This is a genomic window from Lysinibacillus sp. NPDC086135 (assembly GCF_044746345.1).
Taxonomy (GTDB): domain Bacteria; phylum Bacillota; class Bacilli; order Bacillales_A; family Planococcaceae; genus Lysinibacillus.
The window spans coordinates 507,280-524,766 of the sequence record NZ_JBIVCA010000001.1 but is presented as its reverse complement, the minus strand read 5'-3'; the positions used below and the strand labels follow the sequence as shown (position 1 = coordinate 524,766).

The window sequence follows — 17,487 nt, the reverse complement described above, 5'->3', positions numbered from 1 at the left end:
TTTTTCGCATTCGAAGTATAATGGTACAATATCTTAAGTGCAAAGGAGTGATCCCCCTTGTTTTTTTATCACAAGTTGGTGGATACCACGGTTAAGAAAATGAAATCGCAAGCAGCAAACTTTATCACAATCAGTAATATGTCCTTCGGCGGCGCGGCCATAATGGCTACACTACACGAATACTATAGCTACAGTGTCTTGTTTATCTTTATTGCAGCCCTTCTTGATCGTTATGATGGAAAGGTAGCTAGAGCACTCGGACAAGTGTCTGATCTAGGTAAACAATTAGATTCTATGAGTGATATTATATCATTTGGTGTGGCGCCTGCATTATTAATGTATGAAGTTGTCTTAGTCGACGACTTTGGTTTCGTCGGCATGACGATGACAGTACTATACATCATCTGCGGTGCGATGAGATTGGCTCGTTTCAATATTACTGAAGCAAACGGCTATTTTACAGGGTTACCAATTACAGCTGCAGGTACGATCTTAACTTTAACGTATTTTGCATCTAATACGTTCCACCCGGCATTTTATCTTTTCCTATTCCCAATACTAGCATTACTAATGATTAGTACAATCTCGTTAAAAAAAGTGTAACAGCGCATTTGCTGTTGCACTTTTTTTCATTTAACACAGTTTTATAACATATACTGTCGAAAAATGGGGAAAGGATGAAATCATTCAATGAGCGGAATTTTTACATCTATGTTGCAGTTATGGCTTGAGATCCCAGCGTTACTTGGCTATTTAAAGGGGCAAACATTCCATAAACCCTTTTCAAAAGAAGAGGAAGCTGCTTGTATTGAACGATTTTTAGGCGGTGATGAGCAAGCGCGTCTTGATCTAATTGAACGCAATATGAGGCTCGTCGCACACGTTGTGAAAAAATTCCACCCAAAGCATGAACAACTTGATGATTATATTTCCATTGGTACTATTGGTCTGATGAAAGCCGTTGAAAGTTATACTCCTGACAAAAAAACCCGTCTTGCCACTTATGCCGCCCGTTGTATCGAAAATGAAATTTTAATGCATCTGCGTACACAGAAAAAAGTGCAAAAAGATGTTAGCTTATTTGAGCCAATCGGTACAGATAAAGATGGTAATGCACTACAAATCCGAGATCTCTTACAATGCGATGAAGAAAGTGCAACAGAAAAACTTGAACATAAAGAGCATGTTGCACAACTATATCATTATTTGCATATGCTTGACGAACGTGAACTCGAAATCGTTACACTCCGCTATGGTCTAAACCAGCAAGATGCACTTACACAAAAAGAAATCGCTGCACGTTTAAATATTTCTCGTAGTTATGTATCTCGCATTGAAAAGCGAGCACTTATTAAACTCTATCAATTATATAAACGAGATCAAAAGATAATTGAGTAATATATTGTAAATTGATACTTATAAAATTTCAACAATCTTATTACTTTATTCTGCAATTAATCTTGTATTTTTTGTTACAAAAGTACCCCTTTGGCAAATCACCATAACGTAAAGTTGATTTCCGTTCCAACTGAATGCTCTCTCGGGGGCGTCTGATGAGCCACTTGGGGTAATAGGATGTTATTGTGCGAAAGCGAAGCGGCAGCAATAACAACAGGAGGTTAATCACAGAGGCGTTGTCACAAGACAAGATGTTTTAGACTTTGTTCCCCTACCTGCGCGATCCAAGGCCTTATCTGTGACGTTAATCCCTAAAGAGTCGCCCAGCTTCCACTCCAATCACTTATATACAAAGCATACGTTTTTTACCAAACATCACCTCTAGCTTTTAGTAATAAGCTAATTCTTAGAAAGTTTGGGTAACTAATGAAATAAAAAAAATCTCTTGCGATTGAAAATCGCAAGAGATTTTTTTATTCTGCAGACTCTGATAGTTCTACTGAAATAAGTGTACCGAGTAACATTGTTATAATAACTGCACCTGCTGTTAAAAATAGCATTATGAATGCCTCCCATCTAGATATGAAGAGATTTATTTAACAACAGTTTAGCATTAGTGAAACCTGTAAACTGTGATTTTTCTCACACTAAAAGCCACTCATTTTGACTATTTTGTGTAGTTTATTTCACTAAATTATTAGACTCTATAATGATTCGATAGCTTTTAGTACGATTTGTGTTGAATGCTTTGCAGCTACTGGTAAAAACTCATCGAAGCTAAGATTCGATTCTTTTCCAGCAATATCTGATAAAGCACGAATAACAACAAATGGAGTACCAAATTGATAACATACTTGTGCAACTGCAGCTGCTTCCATCTCCACTGCCTTCATTTGCGGGAAATGACGACGGGCAGCTTCTACACGAACAAGATCATTCATAAAGGCATCACCTGAGCAAATTAAACCAATACCATATTGGTGCTCTCCAACAGCCTTTACGGCCTCTTCAGCAACTTTCATAAGTTTTTCATCCGATTTATAAGCTGCTGGCATACCTGCCATCTGACCCATTTCATAACCGAAAATCGTTACATCTACATCATGATGACGAACTTCATCTGAAATAACGACTGCGCCAACTTCAAGAGTTTCATCATAGCCTCCGGCAGAGCCCGTATTAATGACTACGTCAGGCTTGAATTCATGTAATAGTATAGTAGTTGACATTGCGGCATTCACTTTACCAATACCACTTTTTAGCAAAACTACCTCTTTCCCTTTATAAGTTCCTGTTGTATACTCACTGCCTGCGATTGTTGTGCTTTTTGCTTGCTCTAATGATGCTCGTAAAAGCTCTACTTCCTCTTCCATTGCGCCGATTACTGCAATTTTCATTTCTCTGTTACTTCCCTTCTATATTCAACTCTATTAAAAATAATAAAACGAATTATTTTCGTCAATAGGCGCCGTTTAATGTATTTAGTTGTTCAATTTTTACTGGTGTCCAGCCTTCGTTGTCAACCCATTCCATGCTAACACGATACATTTTTGTCTTATCATTCGTTGAAACTGTTGCAATAGCCGAATTAGCGCTACCATTGTTCCCCATACGCCAGATAATCATATTGTCCTTTTCGATGCCTGTAACGGCCGCAACTGTTGCTACCTTTTCAGCCCAGTCTACGGATTTTTCATCGTAAGAAGACACATGCTGACCTGTTTGTGTTGTAGGTGTAGGTTCCCAATTTTTATTTGTTATGACCTTGTCAACAATTGGGTTGTCTGAAGTAGTTTCAGTAGTAGAGTCCTGTTCAGATGGTTGAGATTCTTCTGTTGGCTCTTCCTTTGCTGGTTTTTCCTCCTGAGCTGATTCATCATTTTTTTGCTCTTTAGAAGGCTCTTCCTTCACATCTTTTTTATCGTTCTTCTGCTCCTGTATTGGCTCGTCTTTCTCAGCTTTTCCTGCATCATCCTGCCATTTAAACACAAATGTTGCTGTTATAATAATTAATATCACGACAATACCAATTAAAACATTCAATAGTTTATCTAGCTTTTTATTACGAGATGGCTGCAAATGACGACTGCTTCGAGTTTTTCGTTCACTCATGAAGTCTCCCCCTCTCTAGCCAATATTCTATCAAGTTCAACAGTACTTGCAAAATAATTGTGCTCATATATTTTTTCAGAGAGAAAAATATAAATATCTCGACTTATTTCCCCATAGTTTTTTCCCTTGATTTAAATACTTACATAGATGTTTAAATCAAGATCAATTTCCCCTTGGCGTATATTGTTGTTATTGTTATTGTTATTGTTATTGTTATTGTTCTCGCTTTCACACAGACAATGCAGAAGATAAAAGCAGCTAGCTCTCCTTAAAGATAAGCTAACTGCTTGTACCAAAATTATTTTATTGAAATAATTTTAACTTTCATTTCACCACCAGGTGTTTGTACGACAACTTCTTCGCCCTCAGCACGGCCTAGTAAGCCTTTAGCAATTGGTGATTCATTTGAAATACGGAATTCCATTGGATCTGCCTCAGCCGAACCAACAATTGTATACGATTCCTCATCTGTTGATGGTTTCCCATTAATAACTTCTACAAATGTAACCGTTTTCCCTAGTGATACTACACTGTTGTCTGTTTCGTCCTCAGAAATAATAACTGCGTTACGAATCATAGATTTTAATGTAGAAATTCGACCTTCTAAAAAGGCTTGTTCTTCTTTTGCAGAATCATACTCAGCATTTTCAGAAAGATCCCCGAAATCACGAGCGATTTTTATACGTTCTACGATTTCCTTACGTGTTTCCGTTTCTAATTTTACTAATTCTTCTTCTAATTTTCTTTTACCTTCAGCTGTCATTGGGTACTGTTTTTCATTTGCCAAAGTTCTTCACTCCTTGTTTTCGTCAATATAAAAACATAAAACTCGATTAAGTGGCCTAGTGGATGCACTTAATCGAATTTTATTATTTTTAAACGGTTTCAAATTACTCTTTGACCTAATAGTATGCATGCCTTTCTGAAATATGTACAGATATGCATGTAAATATTGTCAATACCACTCTATCTTATTACAATACGTTGTCAGTTTCAAGGATAGTTTTAATCTTAGTTACCATTAAATCAATCGCAACCTCATTATCCCCGCCTTCTGGAATAATAATATCAGCATAACGTTTCGTCGGTTCAATAAATAGATTATGCATTGGACGCACTGCCGATAAATATTGGTCGATTACAGAATCTGTTGTACGTCCGCGCTCTTTTATATCACGCATTATACGACGAATAATACGTAAATCTGAGTCCGTATCTACAAATAATTTAATGTCCATTAAATCACGTAAATCTGCATCTTCTAACACTAAAATACCTTCTAGTATAATAACATCTACAGGCTCTACATGAATAACTTCTTTTGCCCTTGTATGCTGTACATAATCATATACTGGCTTTTTAATTGATTGACGGACCAATAATTTTTTTATATGCTCAATTAACAAATCGTTATCAAACGCTAACGGATGGTCATAGTTTGTACCTAAACGTTCCTCAAACGTTAAATGACTTTGGTCTTTATAATAAAAATCTTGTTCAATTACTACTACTGAATGATCGCGGAAAACATCATAAATAGCACGGGTCACACTCGTTTTTCCCGAACATGAACCACCAGCAATTCCGATGACGACTGGACGCTTTGCTACCATTAATTATTCTCCTTTCGCATCATGTTATGTGGTTTTAATGGTGTATCGCATTTAAATTTAACAATTTGTAATGGGTGACGTGCAGCATCTAAGCTATTGCCATCCTCATCCCAAATTTCACCCATTGTAAAACGGAAATTTTCGATTTCCGGTCCAAAGAATTCTACCTCATCGCCAGGTTTAAAATAGTTCCGTTGTTGCATTGTCACAATTTTCGTTTCAGGGTCATGCTCTAAAATTAAACCAGCAAACTCATAAGTCGTTTTACGGCCATGTACACCAAACATTTGCTCCTCGTGGCCAGGGGCATCATGGAAGAATGCTTCAGCAGTATCACGGTTAGCACATTTGTCTAGTTCTTCTAGCCATTCACGTTTAATTTTAAAATTTTCAGGGTCAGCACAATAAGCGTCAATCACTTTGCGGTACACTGAAATAACTGTAGCAACATAGTGAATTGATTTCATACGACCTTCTACTTTTAATGAATCAATACCAAGCTCAATCATATGTGGAATTGCTTCAATCAGCTTTAAGTCTTTCGGACTCATTGCAAAAGATGCGTGATTATCATCGAAAAGTGCCTTTTCTTCGCCATCTTCTAGCTCATATAAATCATAGTCCCAGCGGCAAGATTGACAGCAACCACCACGGTTAGAGTCGCGAGCAGTCATGTGATTTGAAAGTACACAGCGACCAGAATAGGCGATACACATTGCTCCATGAACGAATGCCTCAATTTCAATATCGACTTTTTCCTTCATCAGCTTCATTTCTTCGCCGCCTACTTCACGTGCTAATACTACACGATGTAAGCCTTCTTCTTTCCAATACTGTACTGCCTTCCAGTTCGATAAAGATTGCTGTGTAGAAAGGTGAATTTCAAGCTTTGGTGCAGCTGTACGGCATGTTTCAATGATTAGTGGATCCGCTACAATAATGCCTGTAACACCCGCAGATTCAATATCTTGTAAATATTGCTCTAAGCCGTCCATATTTTCATTGTGGGCGAAGATATTTGTCGTAACATATATTTTTGCACCATATTTATTGGCGAATTCAACACCTTCGCGCATTTCTTCAATTGAGAAGTTATCTGCGTTTGAACGTAGACCGAACTCTCGTCCACCAATAAATACAGCATCCGCTCCATAATGAACTGCTACTTTTAATTTTTCTAAACTACCTGCAGGGGCAAGTAGCTCTGGTTTTTTTGTAATGACACGTTTACCGTCTACAATTTCACGGATTTTGTCATTTTGCTCTAATACTAATGCCATGTTCTTGCCACCTCCTAGTAAACTGTTTCCTTGAAGATAAAGCCAGTATCAAGAGGTCTGATGGCAGGCTGAATATCTTCAATTTTAGCTAATAAATCATCTTTAATATCTTCATACGCATCTTCTGATTCGTCAAAATATGTGTCAATTGCTTGACGATAAGCTTCTGTTACTGTGATCACATATTCTGGCGTTTGAAGAACACCCTCAATTTTCAATGCATCGATGTTACCTTCGAATAATTCGCCAAGTTCATCGATAATGCACATATCGTTTGGGCTAAAAATATGCGTACCGTTAGCATCCTCATAAATTGGATATTTATTATTTCGTTCATCATCATGAAGGAACATATTGCGATTTTCCTTACGATTTTCAATTTCCATTACTTTATCCTGATATAAGAAATAATGGCCTAGTAATGGACGTTTTGATTGGAACATACATGTCATTCCATGTACTTGAACCTCAATCTCTACTTCTGTATTTTCTTTAATTTCTAGCACTTCATCTAAAGAAAGTTCACGTGAAAGCACTGCGCGAGTTGCTCCGCGTTTTCCCCAATAATTTGCAGTAAACCAGTTCGTTGCAGTCGTTTCCGGATTCCAGTGTAGCGGTATTGTTACACCTTGCTCACGACGGATGATTAATACTGCTGGATCACCATAAATTAAACGGTCGACACCAATACGTTGCATTTCTTTTAAATATTCGGCAAGCGCATCCAATTTTTCATTATGGAATAGCCCATTTACCGCAACATAAACCTTTTTACCCGCTGCATGAATTAGCTTTGTAGCTTCTTCCACTTCACTCACAGAAAATTCTCCTGCTAGGCGCAGACCAAATTGTTGTTCACCAATGACAAAAGCATCTGCTCCAGCCTGTAAAAGTGCTTTAACATGGTCCACCGATTGCGGTGTAACAAGCAATTCAGGTTTTTTCATAATAGTCACCTCTTCAAACATAATAATAAACCATCACCAACTGGTAAAAATGCACTTGTATAATCAGGGTGCTGCATAATCCATTCGGTGAAGTTTTTTAAATTGCGAATCATTGTACGCTTACGACGCGGTACATCTTTTAAATCCAAATCTGATAGGCCATGCATATACATATTATCGATATACAGAACTCCGCCAGATTTTACAAGAGGCGCATACTTTTCAAAAAAGCGTTGATATTGTCCCTTTGCAGCATCGATAAAAACAGCATCGAAGGTCGTTTGAATTGCTTCATCATTCACTTCTAAGGCGTCACCTTCAATGACTGTAATACGATCTGATACTGTAGAACGTTCAATATAAGCCTTTGCTCTTGCAACACGCTCTGGATCACGTTCGATTGTAACGATTTGCACATTTGGTATAGCCTCTGCCATTCTTATTGCAGAATAACCAATTGCAGTACCAATCTCTAAAATTTTCGACGGATTTTGAATACGTAGCAATTGATTTAGTGCATCAATGCCTGAAAGTTGCATAATCGGTACATGATTCTCCTCCGCAAATGCTTCCATTTCTAAAAGCAATTCATTACGTGGTTGAATAAATGATTGTATATATGCATCTGATAATTCCATTTTTTAGTTCACCCTCATATCAATTATGCCTCGGCATAATTGCCGCTGTCGCTACGCTTTTGCGCAGATAAACAATGCTTCCGGAATCAGCTTTGTGCTTAGGCCTGCATGAGGGCCGACACGATGTCGGACATTTCGGTAATGCCACAGGACGTGACGTTTTTACCGATGCAGGTCAGTTAGCCGTTCTCGCATGGATGCGATGATTTTAGGCTAACATCCTTTAAGAACTCCACTCCGATTCCGTGACATTCGCCGGAGGCGTAACGAGCAATACTCGTTGTCTGTACTTCATCATTTAGCAACAAAAAGAAAAAGACCAAACGTGATGTCTTGGTACTTCGTCATACAAAAATGAGCAATTGTTTTTATAAGCTCAAAACAATTGCCACCACGTATATTATTCCGCATTAACGGACTGATTTGAATTTTTTCCATGCGGATTGATTAAAAATCACAATTTATAATAGCACGAAAATAGAAGGAAAGCTATTTTTCTTTCCTTCTATCCACATTATTGCTATTTATTTTTTCTATTTAAAGTACTTACTCAGCTTTTTTTATATATTTATCTACTTTCAGTAAATGTTCATCATACGTTTTCGAGAAGTGGTTGACACCTTTTTTATCCGCTAAGAAGTATAAATAGTCCGTTTTACTTGGATTAAGCACTGCTTCAATCGAAGTTTTTCCTGCACCCGCAATCGGACCTGGTGGTAAGCCTTTATTTTTGTAAGTATTATAGGCATTATCTACTTCTAAATCTTTATAAAGGACACGATCTTTATGGGAACCAAGTGCATATAAAACAGTTGGATCTGTTTGTAATGGCATCCCTTGTTCGATACGGTTATAGAATACGCTCGCAATCGTTTCTCGATCTGTTTGGGCAGTAGCTTCTCTTTCCAATAATGAAGAAAATGTTAATAATTGATGTACTGACATTTTCTTTTCAGTTAGAGCATCGTTGTAATTTTTCACAACCTTGTCCATTGCTCCTACCATTTCGTCTACAATAGATTCTAATGATGGTTTTTCTTCAAAATAAGAATAAGTTGCAGGGAATAAATAACCCTCTAAATCATATCGAATTTTATCAGCTAAAACCGCATCCGTCACAAGCTCAGGGTATTTATCCTTCATTTGTTGTACAAACGCATCGCTTGTTACTAAGTCCATAAATTCTTTTTGAGTGTAAGGCGTTTTCTTTTCCACTATATTACCAATTTGTTCAAGTGTTAAACCTTCAGGAATTGTCATTGTAAAGACTGGCGTACGATAAACCTTCCCGGTTTTTAAACTTTCGATTAGCTCATCCAATGTCATTGCTTGTGTTAAATCATAGTTTCCTGCTTGGAACTGGGATTCATTTTTAAATTTAGCATAATATTTAAAAACACGAGCATCTTTAATAACCCCTTTTTTCTCTAATAGAGTTGAAATAGAGCTTAAAGTTGAGCCTATCGGCACTTCAACTGCTATTGTTTTAGTTGCATCTGGATCCACTGGTTTTAAGGCACTCTTCACATAACTATAACCAAGTAAACCGACAATCCCTGATATTAAAACAAAAGCAATTGCTACAATAGCAACGATTTTTCTCACAATTTTTACCTCGGATTTTCTTTCTTGCATTTTTGCAAGCATTTCTTGTTTTTTCGAACCGTTATTCACGGGTTTCCCCCCTATCACTCCATTATCATACTAGAAATCAACTTTTACGACAAACAGAAATAGAAAATCAGTAAAAATAGATCACATAAAAAGAGATTCCGACAAAAGAATAAATGTAATAAATCAAAGTTGAGTTACAATCAACGAACTAAAATACTAGAGAATGGCATATTAGGAACGGAAAGCCCTTCAGGAGAAAAGCAAAAATCTGCTAACTATATCATTAGCAGATTCAATAATATTCTCTTCATCGCTACAGAAAATAATTGCTGAATGAGGTTAAAGTGATACCTAAAATTGAAAAGCTTCTTGTTTGACATCGACTAATAAACCATTTGCAAGCTGTGCAATAACCACATCATCAGCTGGAGGATTAAAACGACTACATTGAACGTCTCGAAAAAATCGCTGTAAATTTACTAGCTTTAGATAGGCTTCGTCCCCCAACAACTTGCATTGCTTTTGTTACGATGTCAATCGCATTGTTACAAATAACATACTTTGCAATACTTACATCTTCAGAAAGGTGATTCTTAATCGCAGGATTTTGTTCTACTTGCGCTGCAATACTATATAATGTTCGCCGTGCTGTGTGATAAAGCACTTCTATTTCACCCATTTTTTGTTGGACATGGCTTGCGTGAGCGATTGTATTTAGGCTGTATGAATAGGTATTTTTAGCAAAATCTATTGCATAATCCTTTACCCCTCCCTCGCCCGCTATTTATAATATTTAAGAGAGAACCTTCTTTAACTGCTTTATGGCACAATTCCGCAAATATCGGCTCAGGCTACCTCTTCGCCCCACGAACATTTAAAAAAGTTAATAAGTGCCACCCTACAGACAAAGCGGTAGAAGCATATCCTTTTGCTAATTGTTCCTGTACTAATAACATTTCATAAAGGGAAATTTCCTCACCGCCATTTTTTCGTCACCGTTAATTTAAAATAGCCCGCACCCTCTAAGATGTTAAAATGCTCAAACGGAAGCTCCCTACTCTCATCATATTTACCAGCTGTCTTGTCAATTTGTTGTGCCAATTTAAGCGCATTTTGAACTAATTGCTGCTCACGTTCATTTCGAATATAAACATCACTCATCAATGAGTCACCTTGCTTTTAGTAAATCTATTTTGTGGTTTTTTCAGCCCTAAATGTTCCCTAAGTGTGGAGCCTGTATATTCTTTACGATAAATACCACGCTCTTGTAAAATTGGCACAACCTTGTTCACAAAATCCTCCAAATCACGTGGCAATAACGGAAACTGTAGCATAAAGCCATCTGCCGCTTCTTCTGTAAGCCAACGTTCCATCTCATCGGCAATTTGCGTTGGTGTCCCTACAAAAGCATCGCGCTTCGCAGGACCAAAAAGGCGTGCATATAATTCACCGACTTTTAAATTTTCTTTTTTGATAATCTCTAAATGCTCATAGAAATGACTTTGAATACTATTGACCTTAGGAAAATCCACTTCGATTGCAGGTGTATCTAACGAGTACTTTGTGAAATCAACATTTCCCATATAACCCGAAACAAATTTCAAGCTCTCATATGGGTCAATCAACGCCTGTAATTCATTATACTTACGGATGGCCTCTTCCTCCGTATCACCCACAATTGGCGATATCCCCTGAAACATAAGTAACTCCTCATCGGTGCGCCCAAATGGAGCAAGCTGTGCCTTTAAGTGGCGATAATGCTCCTTGGACTTTTCAATATCGTTCCAATGAACAAAAACGACCTCCGCTGTTCGTGCTGCTAATGTTTGCCCTGGTTTTGAAGCACCAGCCTGCACTATAACAGGCTGACCCTGAACGGAACGTGCTATATTCAAAGGACCTTTTACTGATAAATATTTGCCTTTAAAAGCTGTCTCATGTACTTTATTGCGATCATAAAAAATATTATTATCACGGTCGTAGACAAAAGCATCATCCTCCCATGAATCCCATAATGACTGCACTACATCGGTAAATTCCTCCGCACGTTCATAGCGATGATCATGCTCCCAATGCTTGTCACGGCTGAAGTTTAAAGCCGTCTCTCCTGTGGCATCTGCTGTTGTTACTAGATTCCAACCGACTCTACCATTACTAATATGATCAACGGACATTAGTTGCCTTGCTAACACATATGGCTCACTATATGTGGTTGATGCAGTTGCCCCAAGCCCAATTTTGGTTGTCGCAGCTGCCAAAGCTGTAATCTGTATAAGAGGATCAAAGCGATTTAAAATATGTGGATGTGATTCATGATTGATCGCTAAACTATCCGCAACAAAGGCAATATCAAACTTGCCCTTTTCAGCAATTTGCGCCGCCTTTTGCAATGCATTAATATCGATGCTTGCATTAACTTTTGCAGACGGATGTTTCCAAGCTGCCACATGCATTCCTGCCCCAATTAAATATAACGCAAGCTTTAACTCCTTTTTCTTAGTCATTTTCTCTCATCTCCCTAAATTTCTCTGTCGCTTTGCCTTCACATAGATTAACAGTACGTTAGGAGGCATTGAGCCAATTTATTGTTGATCAATGAAGATAAAACTCTTTCCATGTAGCTAATTCATCTAATGGCATTTTTACAGGAATATAATTTCCATTAGAAATATCTTTAATGAAATTCGCTGTTTCTTCACGCTGATAGATGTCAACAATTTTTTTCAATGTTTTGTTGTCCTTATCTCCAGGCCTTGCCACGATGACATTAAGAAATGGCTTCGCCGTTTCATTCTCATGAATAATGGCATCTTTCAATAGTAAGCCTGCTTCAACAGCAATCCCATTATTAATGACCGCAAAATCGGCATCCTCCATAACCCTCGGTGTAGTCGCACCATCTACCGGTAAAATGTTTAATTTTTTCGGATTGTCCTTAATCCGATCCTCTCCACCATTGCCATCAAAACTATCAGTAACCGTCAACAACCCGTATTCTTGTAACAGCAATAAAGCTCTACCCCAGTTAGAAGGATCTTTTGGTACAGCAATTTTCGCTCCCTCTTTCATCTCATCCAAGGTTTTATATTTTTTTGAGTATAAGCCTATCGGAGCCATAATTGTTGTGCCAATTGCCTGCAAATCTGTTTTGTTATTCGTATTAAATAAATTTAAGTAAGCGACATGCTGAAACGCATTGATATCAACCTCTCCCTCCGCCAATGCTTGGTTCGGGTCATATTGTGCTGAGAATGTCACTAAGTCGAGGCTAATATCTTCCTTAGCAGCCTGTTCTTTTATATACTCCCATGTTTCAAATTCCGAGCTACGGATACCAACCTTCACAGTCTCTTTTTCATTTGCTTTTGCACAAGCAACTAGTAGGAACAGTAATGCCATTAATCCTAATATATAATTTAGTTTCCTCATCTTAAATTTCTCCTTTTATGACACTCTGCGTAATTTTTTCTCAAGACTATTTCCTATACTTTGAATGATTTGTACTAGTACTACTAAAATCACCACTGTTACTAAAATCGTTACATTGTCAAAGCGTTGATAGCCGTAAGTAATGGCTACATCACCAAGGCCACCGCCCCCAACTGCCCCTGCCATTGCAGTAGCTCCAATAAGCCCAATTGTTGCAGTCGTAACACTTAATATTAAAGAGGGGAAGGCTTCAGGTAGCAAAAACTTTTGAATAATTTGAAGCGGAGAGGCACCCATTGCCTTCGCTGCTTCAAGAATGCCTTCATCTACTTCCAGTAATGAATTTTCTATTAATCTTGATATATATGGGCCAATATGCAAGACAAGCGGTACAATAGCAGCTGTTGTTCCTATTGCTGTGCCAACGAGCAAGCGTGTAAATGGAATGATAGCAACTAGCAAAATAATGAACGGAATGGAGCGCAGGGTGTTGACGATTGGATTGATGATTGAGAAGATTATTTTATTTTCAAGAATATGCCCTTTTCTCGTCACAACTAAAGTTATCCCTAAAATAAAGCCCAAAACAGCTCCAAAAAATAACGAAATACTAACCATGTACAGCGTATCTAGCACTGCGTCGATAATGATTTGCGAGCTCACCTTCATGTGCAACAACCTCCTCTGTTTGAATATCTTTCGTTTGAATAAATTGATGTGCCTTTTCTATTTCTTTGTCTGAGCCAACTAGCTCAACGATTAAATTACCAAAGGGAATCCCTTGTAGCTCTGTAATATTGCCAAACAGTACATTGACATCGACATCAAATTTTTTCGCTACTTGTGAGATAACTGGTTGCCTAACGTCTACACCTATAAATTTCAGGTTATAAATCTTTTTTGATTGATCTATCGTTTTTAATTGCTCGTAGACAGATTGTGGAATGTCATCTCGAACTACCGATTGTACAAAGTTTTTAGTCGTCTCCTCTTGCGGTGCAGAAAAAATTTCAAGTACATTGCCTGTTTCAATAACTCTTCCGTTTTCCATAACAGCTACACGATTGCAAATATCCCTTATGACTTCCATCTCATGCGTAATCATTAAAATGGTAATACCATACTCAATATTTACTCGCTTTAGTAGCTCTAATATAGATTTAGTCGTTTGCGGGTCAAGAGCAGAGGTCGCCTCATCACACAATAGTATCGCTGGCTTTGTGACAAGTGCACGAGCAATGCCCACTCTCTGCTTTTGTCCACCTGACAGCTCATCGATATAGCGTTCGGCTTTGTCCTGTAAACCGACAAACGACAAAACCTCCCTTACTTGACCTTCAATGTTTGATTTTTTTACGCCACTTAATACTAAAGGCATCGCAACATTTTCAAAGACAGTTTTTGAGCGAAGAAGATTGAAATGTTGGAAAATCATACCGATATTTTTCTTTTCCTCGCGCAGCTGCTTTTTGCTTAATGTTGTCAGCTCTTTGCCATTCACAAAAACGCGACCAAATGTTGGTTCCTCCAATAAATTTACTGTCCGTATTAATGTACTTTTGCCAGCACCGCTAAAGCCTATAACACCAAAAACATCACCCTTTTGAATCGTTAAATTAATGTTATTTAATGCCGTTACAACGGTTGTTCCTACCTGAAATTCCTTTGTCATTTCGATAAATTCAATCATTTCACGTCTACCTCCTAAGCATTTCATTTAGACTACTCTCGACTTTAAGATCAAATATGCCTCGACATAATTCCGTGACATCCGCCGGAGCTTTAGGCCAACAAATGTTTTTGTAGATAAATTGCCACAGGACGTGGCGTTCTTAGACCGAGTTCCTCTATTTCAGGGATGTAGTGACGCTTCGCTTTCTCTACGGAAAAAAATGGTAACTGCCGTTTTCAATTGCTGAAAAAAGTTAAAATGCTGGGACGACAGCCCCCTTATACTGATCTTCAAAAAAGGTACGCGCCTTTTCGCTTGTTAGCCGTTTAACGACTTTTTGAATCGCTGGATCATTTTGTATTTCTTTTGTCGTCGCAATAATATTGACATATGGCGATTCAGGACCTTCTATAATAAGAGCATCCTTCATAGGATTACAGCCCCCTTCTAAGGCGTAGTTCGTATTAATAGCCGATGCGTCTACATCATCTAATGAACGGGTCAGTAACTGAGATTCAACACCGATAAATTGAATATTTTTTTCATTTTTTGTAATATCCTCAACTGTATAATCGTTTTCCTTTGTTTTATCTAATTCAATTAGTCCATTATTTTTAAATAGTAGTAAAGCTCGAGAGAAATTGACGACATCATTTGGGACGGAAACCTTTGCGTTTTGCGGTAATTCATTAATATTTTTAATTTTTTTGGCGTACACACCAAATGGTTCAATATGAATTCCTTTTACACTCACTAAATCTAAATGGCTTTCTTTATTCGTTTGTTCTAAAAATGGAATGTGTTGAAAAAAGTTAAAATGTAGTTCACCATCTGCCGTTTGCTGATTTGTTTGAACAGCATCTTTTAAAATGGTAATGTCTAATCTCACACCATCTTTCTCAAGATCCTTTGCTAAATACTCTAGTACTTCCGCATGTGGCACATTGGCTGCCCCCACCTTTAACGTTACTGTTTCATCTTTGCTCGCTTCTCCTTTGTTTGTGCAACCTACCAGCAAGCCTATTATGAATACACCAACTAGTAGTCCCCATATTGTCCTCATTCGATTTCCCCCTTTTCGAATTAATTGACTTGTTTTAATTTAAAACAAATCTTATCTGTTTACTCGTAATTGGTCAATGCTTAATATTTAAAAATTCAGATAATACAAAAAGCATAAATTTCCGTTTTATCTACAAGAACAACTAAATTAGCTCGAAGTTACATGAATTCAGTTTCCAGATAGAATATTTTTACATACGAGATAGAAATTCTTTATTAATACTCTACAAGCTTTGTCATAAAAAAAACTCCGAGCAGTATTTTACCACTCGGAGAGTTCTAATTATAATTCATTTAATACATCTTCAACAAATGCCCATTCTTCATCTGTTTCAATCGGTAATAATTCATCAATCGTTCCGTCATTTCCAGATACATATTGTGAAGCAAAAATATCTCTTTCCTCTATTGGCTCGTCCATTGCCAGAACATAAAGTACGTAGGATTTACCAAATTGTTCTGATGAAAATGTATGAATAACCTCACAGACCTGATCTGCCCCATCCTCATCTGTTATTGTAAATAGTTGCGGCTCTTCTTCGAATTCGTCTAGAAGTGTCAGGACTACCTCATTAATCATTTCCCATTCTGCATCTGTTTCTACAGGCTGTAAATTTGTCATTTCTCCATTGTTATCATCATAATCAAATGTCATAGCAGAAATGTCTCCAGGAATTTCATTACCATTTTCGTCGATTAACGAAAACAATACATATGATTTTTCATCTGCATCGAAGGTGAAGACAACACGACACTTTTGCTCCTTACCATTTTCCCCTACTATAAGAAATTCTTGCGTTTCCTCGTTCATTCAATGTCCTCCTTTTAACTATGGTTCAAATTTTGAAGCGAGTCCTTAAAAAGATATAATTCTCACCAACTCGTCTTACAACCTCATAGCTTCATTCTTCCTAAAGTAAAAAAGGAACAAGGAGTGCTTGGTGCCATCCTTGTTCCACACTTATAAAGAACGATGATTATTCTTCGTCTTCATCCTCTAAAGCGTTTAATACGTCTTCTACCAAATCCCACTCTGCTTCAGTTTCGATTGGTGTTAATTCACCATCTTCACCATTTTCAGATGGAACGAATGAAGATACGAAGATTTCTACAGAGCCATCCTCATCTTCTTCTGCGCCTACCATAGAGTAAAATACGTATGATTTGCCAAATTCAGCTGATTCATGTACGTGGATTACTTCACAAAGCTGTTCATTTCCGTTCTCGTCAATCACTGTAATGTGTTGTACGTGTAATTCTTCTTCATGGTTATGCTCGTGTGCCATGTAGTTGTCACCTCATCAATTAATTTTTGCTATCTAAGTAGCCTTGTAAAATCATCACAGCAGCCATTTTATCAATGACTTGCTTACGCTTTTTGCGACTCACATCTGCTTCGATTAGCATACGCTCTGCAGCCATCGTCGTTAAACGCTCATCCCAAAGCTTGACCGGTAGTGAAAATGTTTCTTCTAAAAGCTTTTTATAGTTTTCAGAAGCCTCACCACGAGGTCCCACCGTATTATTCATGTTTTTCGGGTATCCTACTACAAATTCTGTTATAGCATACTCCTTTACTAACTCGGCTATACGATCAATGCCGAACTCGCCGTTAGCTTCATCAATTTTTACGGTTTCAATACCTTGGGCCGTCCACCCTAAAGCATCACTAACAGCAACGCCAACGGTTTTTGACCCAACGTCTAATCCCATAATTCTCAT

At 37.7% G+C, this 17,487-nt stretch carries 20 protein-coding genes; 2 read left to right on the top strand and 18 right to left on the bottom strand.

Going from position 1 to position 17,487, the window contains the following annotated elements:
• The first annotated feature begins 99 nt into the window (after window positions 1-99).
• On the top strand, window positions 100-603 hold the full coding sequence (gene pssA, locus ACIPKN_RS02580; RefSeq protein WP_400933185.1) for a CDP-diacylglycerol--serine O-phosphatidyltransferase: 504 nt from the start codon (window positions 100-102) through the stop codon (window positions 601-603).
• Window positions 604-690: 87 nt separating this feature from the next.
• Window positions 691-1,398, top strand: coding sequence for an RNA polymerase sporulation sigma factor SigK (sigK, locus tag ACIPKN_RS02575; RefSeq protein ID WP_053484741.1), 708 nt, complete (start codon window positions 691-693; stop codon window positions 1,396-1,398).
• 704 nt (window positions 1,399-2,102) lie between these two features.
• On the opposite strand, the gene mtnN is transcribed toward sigK, so the two are convergent.
• The 18 genes from mtnN to ruvX all read right to left on the bottom strand — a co-directional run bounded on the left by mtnN (window position 2,103) and on the right by ruvX (window position 17,487).
• Entirely contained in the window at window positions 2,103-2,795 is a 693-nt protein-coding gene (mtnN, locus tag ACIPKN_RS02570; protein WP_400933076.1) for a 5'-methylthioadenosine/S-adenosylhomocysteine nucleosidase, read from the bottom strand.
• A gap of 61 nt (window positions 2,796-2,856) precedes the next feature.
• Window positions 2,857-3,510, bottom strand: a complete 654-nt coding sequence (locus tag ACIPKN_RS02565; protein ID WP_400933074.1) for a YrrS family protein — start codon at window positions 3,508-3,510, stop codon at window positions 2,857-2,859.
• Window positions 3,511-3,808: 298 nt separating this feature from the next.
• Window positions 3,809-4,297, bottom strand: coding sequence for a transcription elongation factor GreA (gene greA / locus ACIPKN_RS02560; protein ID WP_049667741.1), 489 nt, complete (start codon window positions 4,295-4,297; stop codon window positions 3,809-3,811).
• A gap of 187 nt (window positions 4,298-4,484) precedes the next feature.
• Window positions 4,485-5,123: a uridine kinase gene (gene udk / locus ACIPKN_RS02555; protein ID WP_400933072.1), complete on the bottom strand. Its 639-nt coding sequence runs from the start codon at window positions 5,121-5,123 to the stop codon at window positions 4,485-4,487.
• Window positions 5,123-6,403, bottom strand: coding sequence for a peptidase U32 family protein (locus ACIPKN_RS02550; protein ID WP_134018575.1), 1,281 nt, complete (start codon window positions 6,401-6,403; stop codon window positions 5,123-5,125). The genes udk and ACIPKN_RS02550 overlap by 1 nt, the downstream gene beginning before the upstream one ends.
• 14 nt (window positions 6,404-6,417) lie before the next feature.
• The gene (locus ACIPKN_RS02545; protein WP_400933069.1) at window positions 6,418-7,350 is read right to left on the bottom strand and encodes a peptidase U32 family protein; all 933 of its coding nucleotides are present in this window, start codon (window positions 7,348-7,350) and stop codon (window positions 6,418-6,420) included.
• 5 nt (window positions 7,351-7,355) lie between these two features.
• A complete protein-coding gene (locus ACIPKN_RS02540) occupies window positions 7,356-7,988 on the bottom strand; it encodes an O-methyltransferase (protein WP_400933067.1) in 633 nt (210 codons plus the stop codon).
• Between the two features lie 546 nt (window positions 7,989-8,534).
• Window positions 8,535-9,662, bottom strand: a complete 1,128-nt coding sequence (mltG, locus tag ACIPKN_RS02535) for an endolytic transglycosylase MltG (RefSeq protein WP_400933065.1) — start codon at window positions 9,660-9,662, stop codon at window positions 8,535-8,537.
• A 382-nt stretch (window positions 9,663-10,044) separates the two neighbouring features.
• Window positions 10,045-10,311, bottom strand: coding sequence for an acyl-CoA dehydrogenase family protein (locus tag ACIPKN_RS02530; protein ID WP_400933183.1), 267 nt, complete (start codon window positions 10,309-10,311; stop codon window positions 10,045-10,047).
• A 266-nt stretch (window positions 10,312-10,577) separates the two neighbouring features.
• Entirely contained in the window at window positions 10,578-10,763 is a 186-nt protein-coding gene (locus tag ACIPKN_RS02525) for a hypothetical protein (protein ID WP_400933063.1), read from the bottom strand.
• On the bottom strand, window positions 10,763-12,106 hold the full coding sequence (locus tag ACIPKN_RS02520) for an LLM class flavin-dependent oxidoreductase (RefSeq protein WP_400933061.1): 1,344 nt from the start codon (window positions 12,104-12,106) through the stop codon (window positions 10,763-10,765). The genes ACIPKN_RS02525 and ACIPKN_RS02520 overlap by 1 nt, the downstream gene beginning before the upstream one ends.
• 88 nt (window positions 12,107-12,194) lie before the next feature.
• Entirely contained in the window at window positions 12,195-13,031 is an 837-nt protein-coding gene (locus ACIPKN_RS02515) for a MetQ/NlpA family ABC transporter substrate-binding protein (RefSeq protein WP_400933059.1), read from the bottom strand.
• A 15-nt stretch (window positions 13,032-13,046) separates the two neighbouring features.
• Entirely contained in the window at window positions 13,047-13,700 is a 654-nt protein-coding gene (locus tag ACIPKN_RS02510; protein WP_400933056.1) for a methionine ABC transporter permease, read from the bottom strand.
• Window positions 13,642-14,721, bottom strand: a complete 1,080-nt coding sequence (locus ACIPKN_RS02505) for a methionine ABC transporter ATP-binding protein (RefSeq protein ID WP_400933054.1) — start codon at window positions 14,719-14,721, stop codon at window positions 13,642-13,644. The genes ACIPKN_RS02510 and ACIPKN_RS02505 overlap by 59 nt, the downstream gene beginning before the upstream one ends.
• A gap of 235 nt (window positions 14,722-14,956) precedes the next feature.
• Window positions 14,957-15,766 (bottom strand): MetQ/NlpA family ABC transporter substrate-binding protein, encoded by an 810-nt coding sequence (locus ACIPKN_RS02500; RefSeq protein WP_400933052.1) that lies wholly within the window; start codon window positions 15,764-15,766, stop codon window positions 14,957-14,959.
• 282 nt (window positions 15,767-16,048) lie between these two features.
• On the bottom strand, window positions 16,049-16,576 hold the full coding sequence (locus ACIPKN_RS02495; protein ID WP_400933051.1) for a DUF1292 domain-containing protein: 528 nt from the start codon (window positions 16,574-16,576) through the stop codon (window positions 16,049-16,051).
• Between the two features lie 166 nt (window positions 16,577-16,742).
• Window positions 16,743-17,051 carry a DUF1292 domain-containing protein gene (locus ACIPKN_RS02490; protein WP_400933049.1) on the bottom strand — a complete coding sequence of 103 codons (309 nt, stop codon included), beginning with the start codon at window positions 17,049-17,051 and terminating at the stop codon, window positions 16,743-16,745.
• A 19-nt stretch (window positions 17,052-17,070) separates the two neighbouring features.
• Window positions 17,071-17,487 (bottom strand): Holliday junction resolvase RuvX, encoded by a 417-nt coding sequence (gene ruvX, locus ACIPKN_RS02485; protein ID WP_142508949.1) that lies wholly within the window; start codon window positions 17,485-17,487, stop codon window positions 17,071-17,073.

Coding starts and splice junctions, on each gene's coding strand:
- sigK (WP_053484741.1), top strand. CDS start 691: ATGAGCGGAATTTTTACATCTATGTTGCAGTTATGGCTTGAGATCCCA.
- ACIPKN_RS02515 (WP_400933059.1), bottom strand. CDS start 13,031: ATGAGGAAACTAAATTATATATTAGGATTAATGGCATTACTGTTCCTA.
- ACIPKN_RS02505 (WP_400933054.1), bottom strand. CDS start 14,721: ATGATTGAATTTATCGAAATGACAAAGGAATTTCAGGTAGGAACAACC.
- ACIPKN_RS02525 (WP_400933063.1), bottom strand. CDS start 10,763: ATGAGTGATGTTTATATTCGAAATGAACGTGAGCAGCAATTAGTTCAA.
- ACIPKN_RS02550 (WP_134018575.1), bottom strand. CDS start 6,403: ATGGCATTAGTATTAGAGCAAAATGACAAAATCCGTGAAATTGTAGAC.
- pssA (WP_400933185.1), top strand. CDS start 100: ATGAAATCGCAAGCAGCAAACTTTATCACAATCAGTAATATGTCCTTC.
- ruvX (WP_142508949.1), bottom strand. CDS start 17,487: ATGAGAATTATGGGATTAGACGTTGGGTCAAAAACCGTTGGCGTTGCT.
- ACIPKN_RS02500 (WP_400933052.1), bottom strand. CDS start 15,766: ATGAGGACAATATGGGGACTACTAGTTGGTGTATTCATAATAGGCTTG.
- udk (WP_400933072.1), bottom strand. CDS start 5,123: ATGGTAGCAAAGCGTCCAGTCGTCATCGGAATTGCTGGTGGTTCATGT.
- ACIPKN_RS02495 (WP_400933051.1), bottom strand. CDS start 16,576: ATGAACGAGGAAACGCAAGAATTTCTTATAGTAGGGGAAAATGGTAAG.
- ACIPKN_RS02490 (WP_400933049.1), bottom strand. CDS start 17,051: ATGGCACACGAGCATAACCATGAAGAAGAATTACACGTACAACACATT.
- ACIPKN_RS02545 (WP_400933069.1), bottom strand. CDS start 7,350: ATGAAAAAACCTGAATTGCTTGTTACACCGCAATCGGTGGACCATGTT.
- ACIPKN_RS02540 (WP_400933067.1), bottom strand. CDS start 7,988: ATGGAATTATCAGATGCATATATACAATCATTTATTCAACCACGTAAT.
- mtnN (WP_400933076.1), bottom strand. CDS start 2,795: ATGAAAATTGCAGTAATCGGCGCAATGGAAGAGGAAGTAGAGCTTTTA.
- ACIPKN_RS02520 (WP_400933061.1), bottom strand. CDS start 12,106: ATGACTAAGAAAAAGGAGTTAAAGCTTGCGTTATATTTAATTGGGGCA.
- ACIPKN_RS02565 (WP_400933074.1), bottom strand. CDS start 3,510: ATGAGTGAACGAAAAACTCGAAGCAGTCGTCATTTGCAGCCATCTCGT.
- ACIPKN_RS02510 (WP_400933056.1), bottom strand. CDS start 13,700: ATGAAGGTGAGCTCGCAAATCATTATCGACGCAGTGCTAGATACGCTG.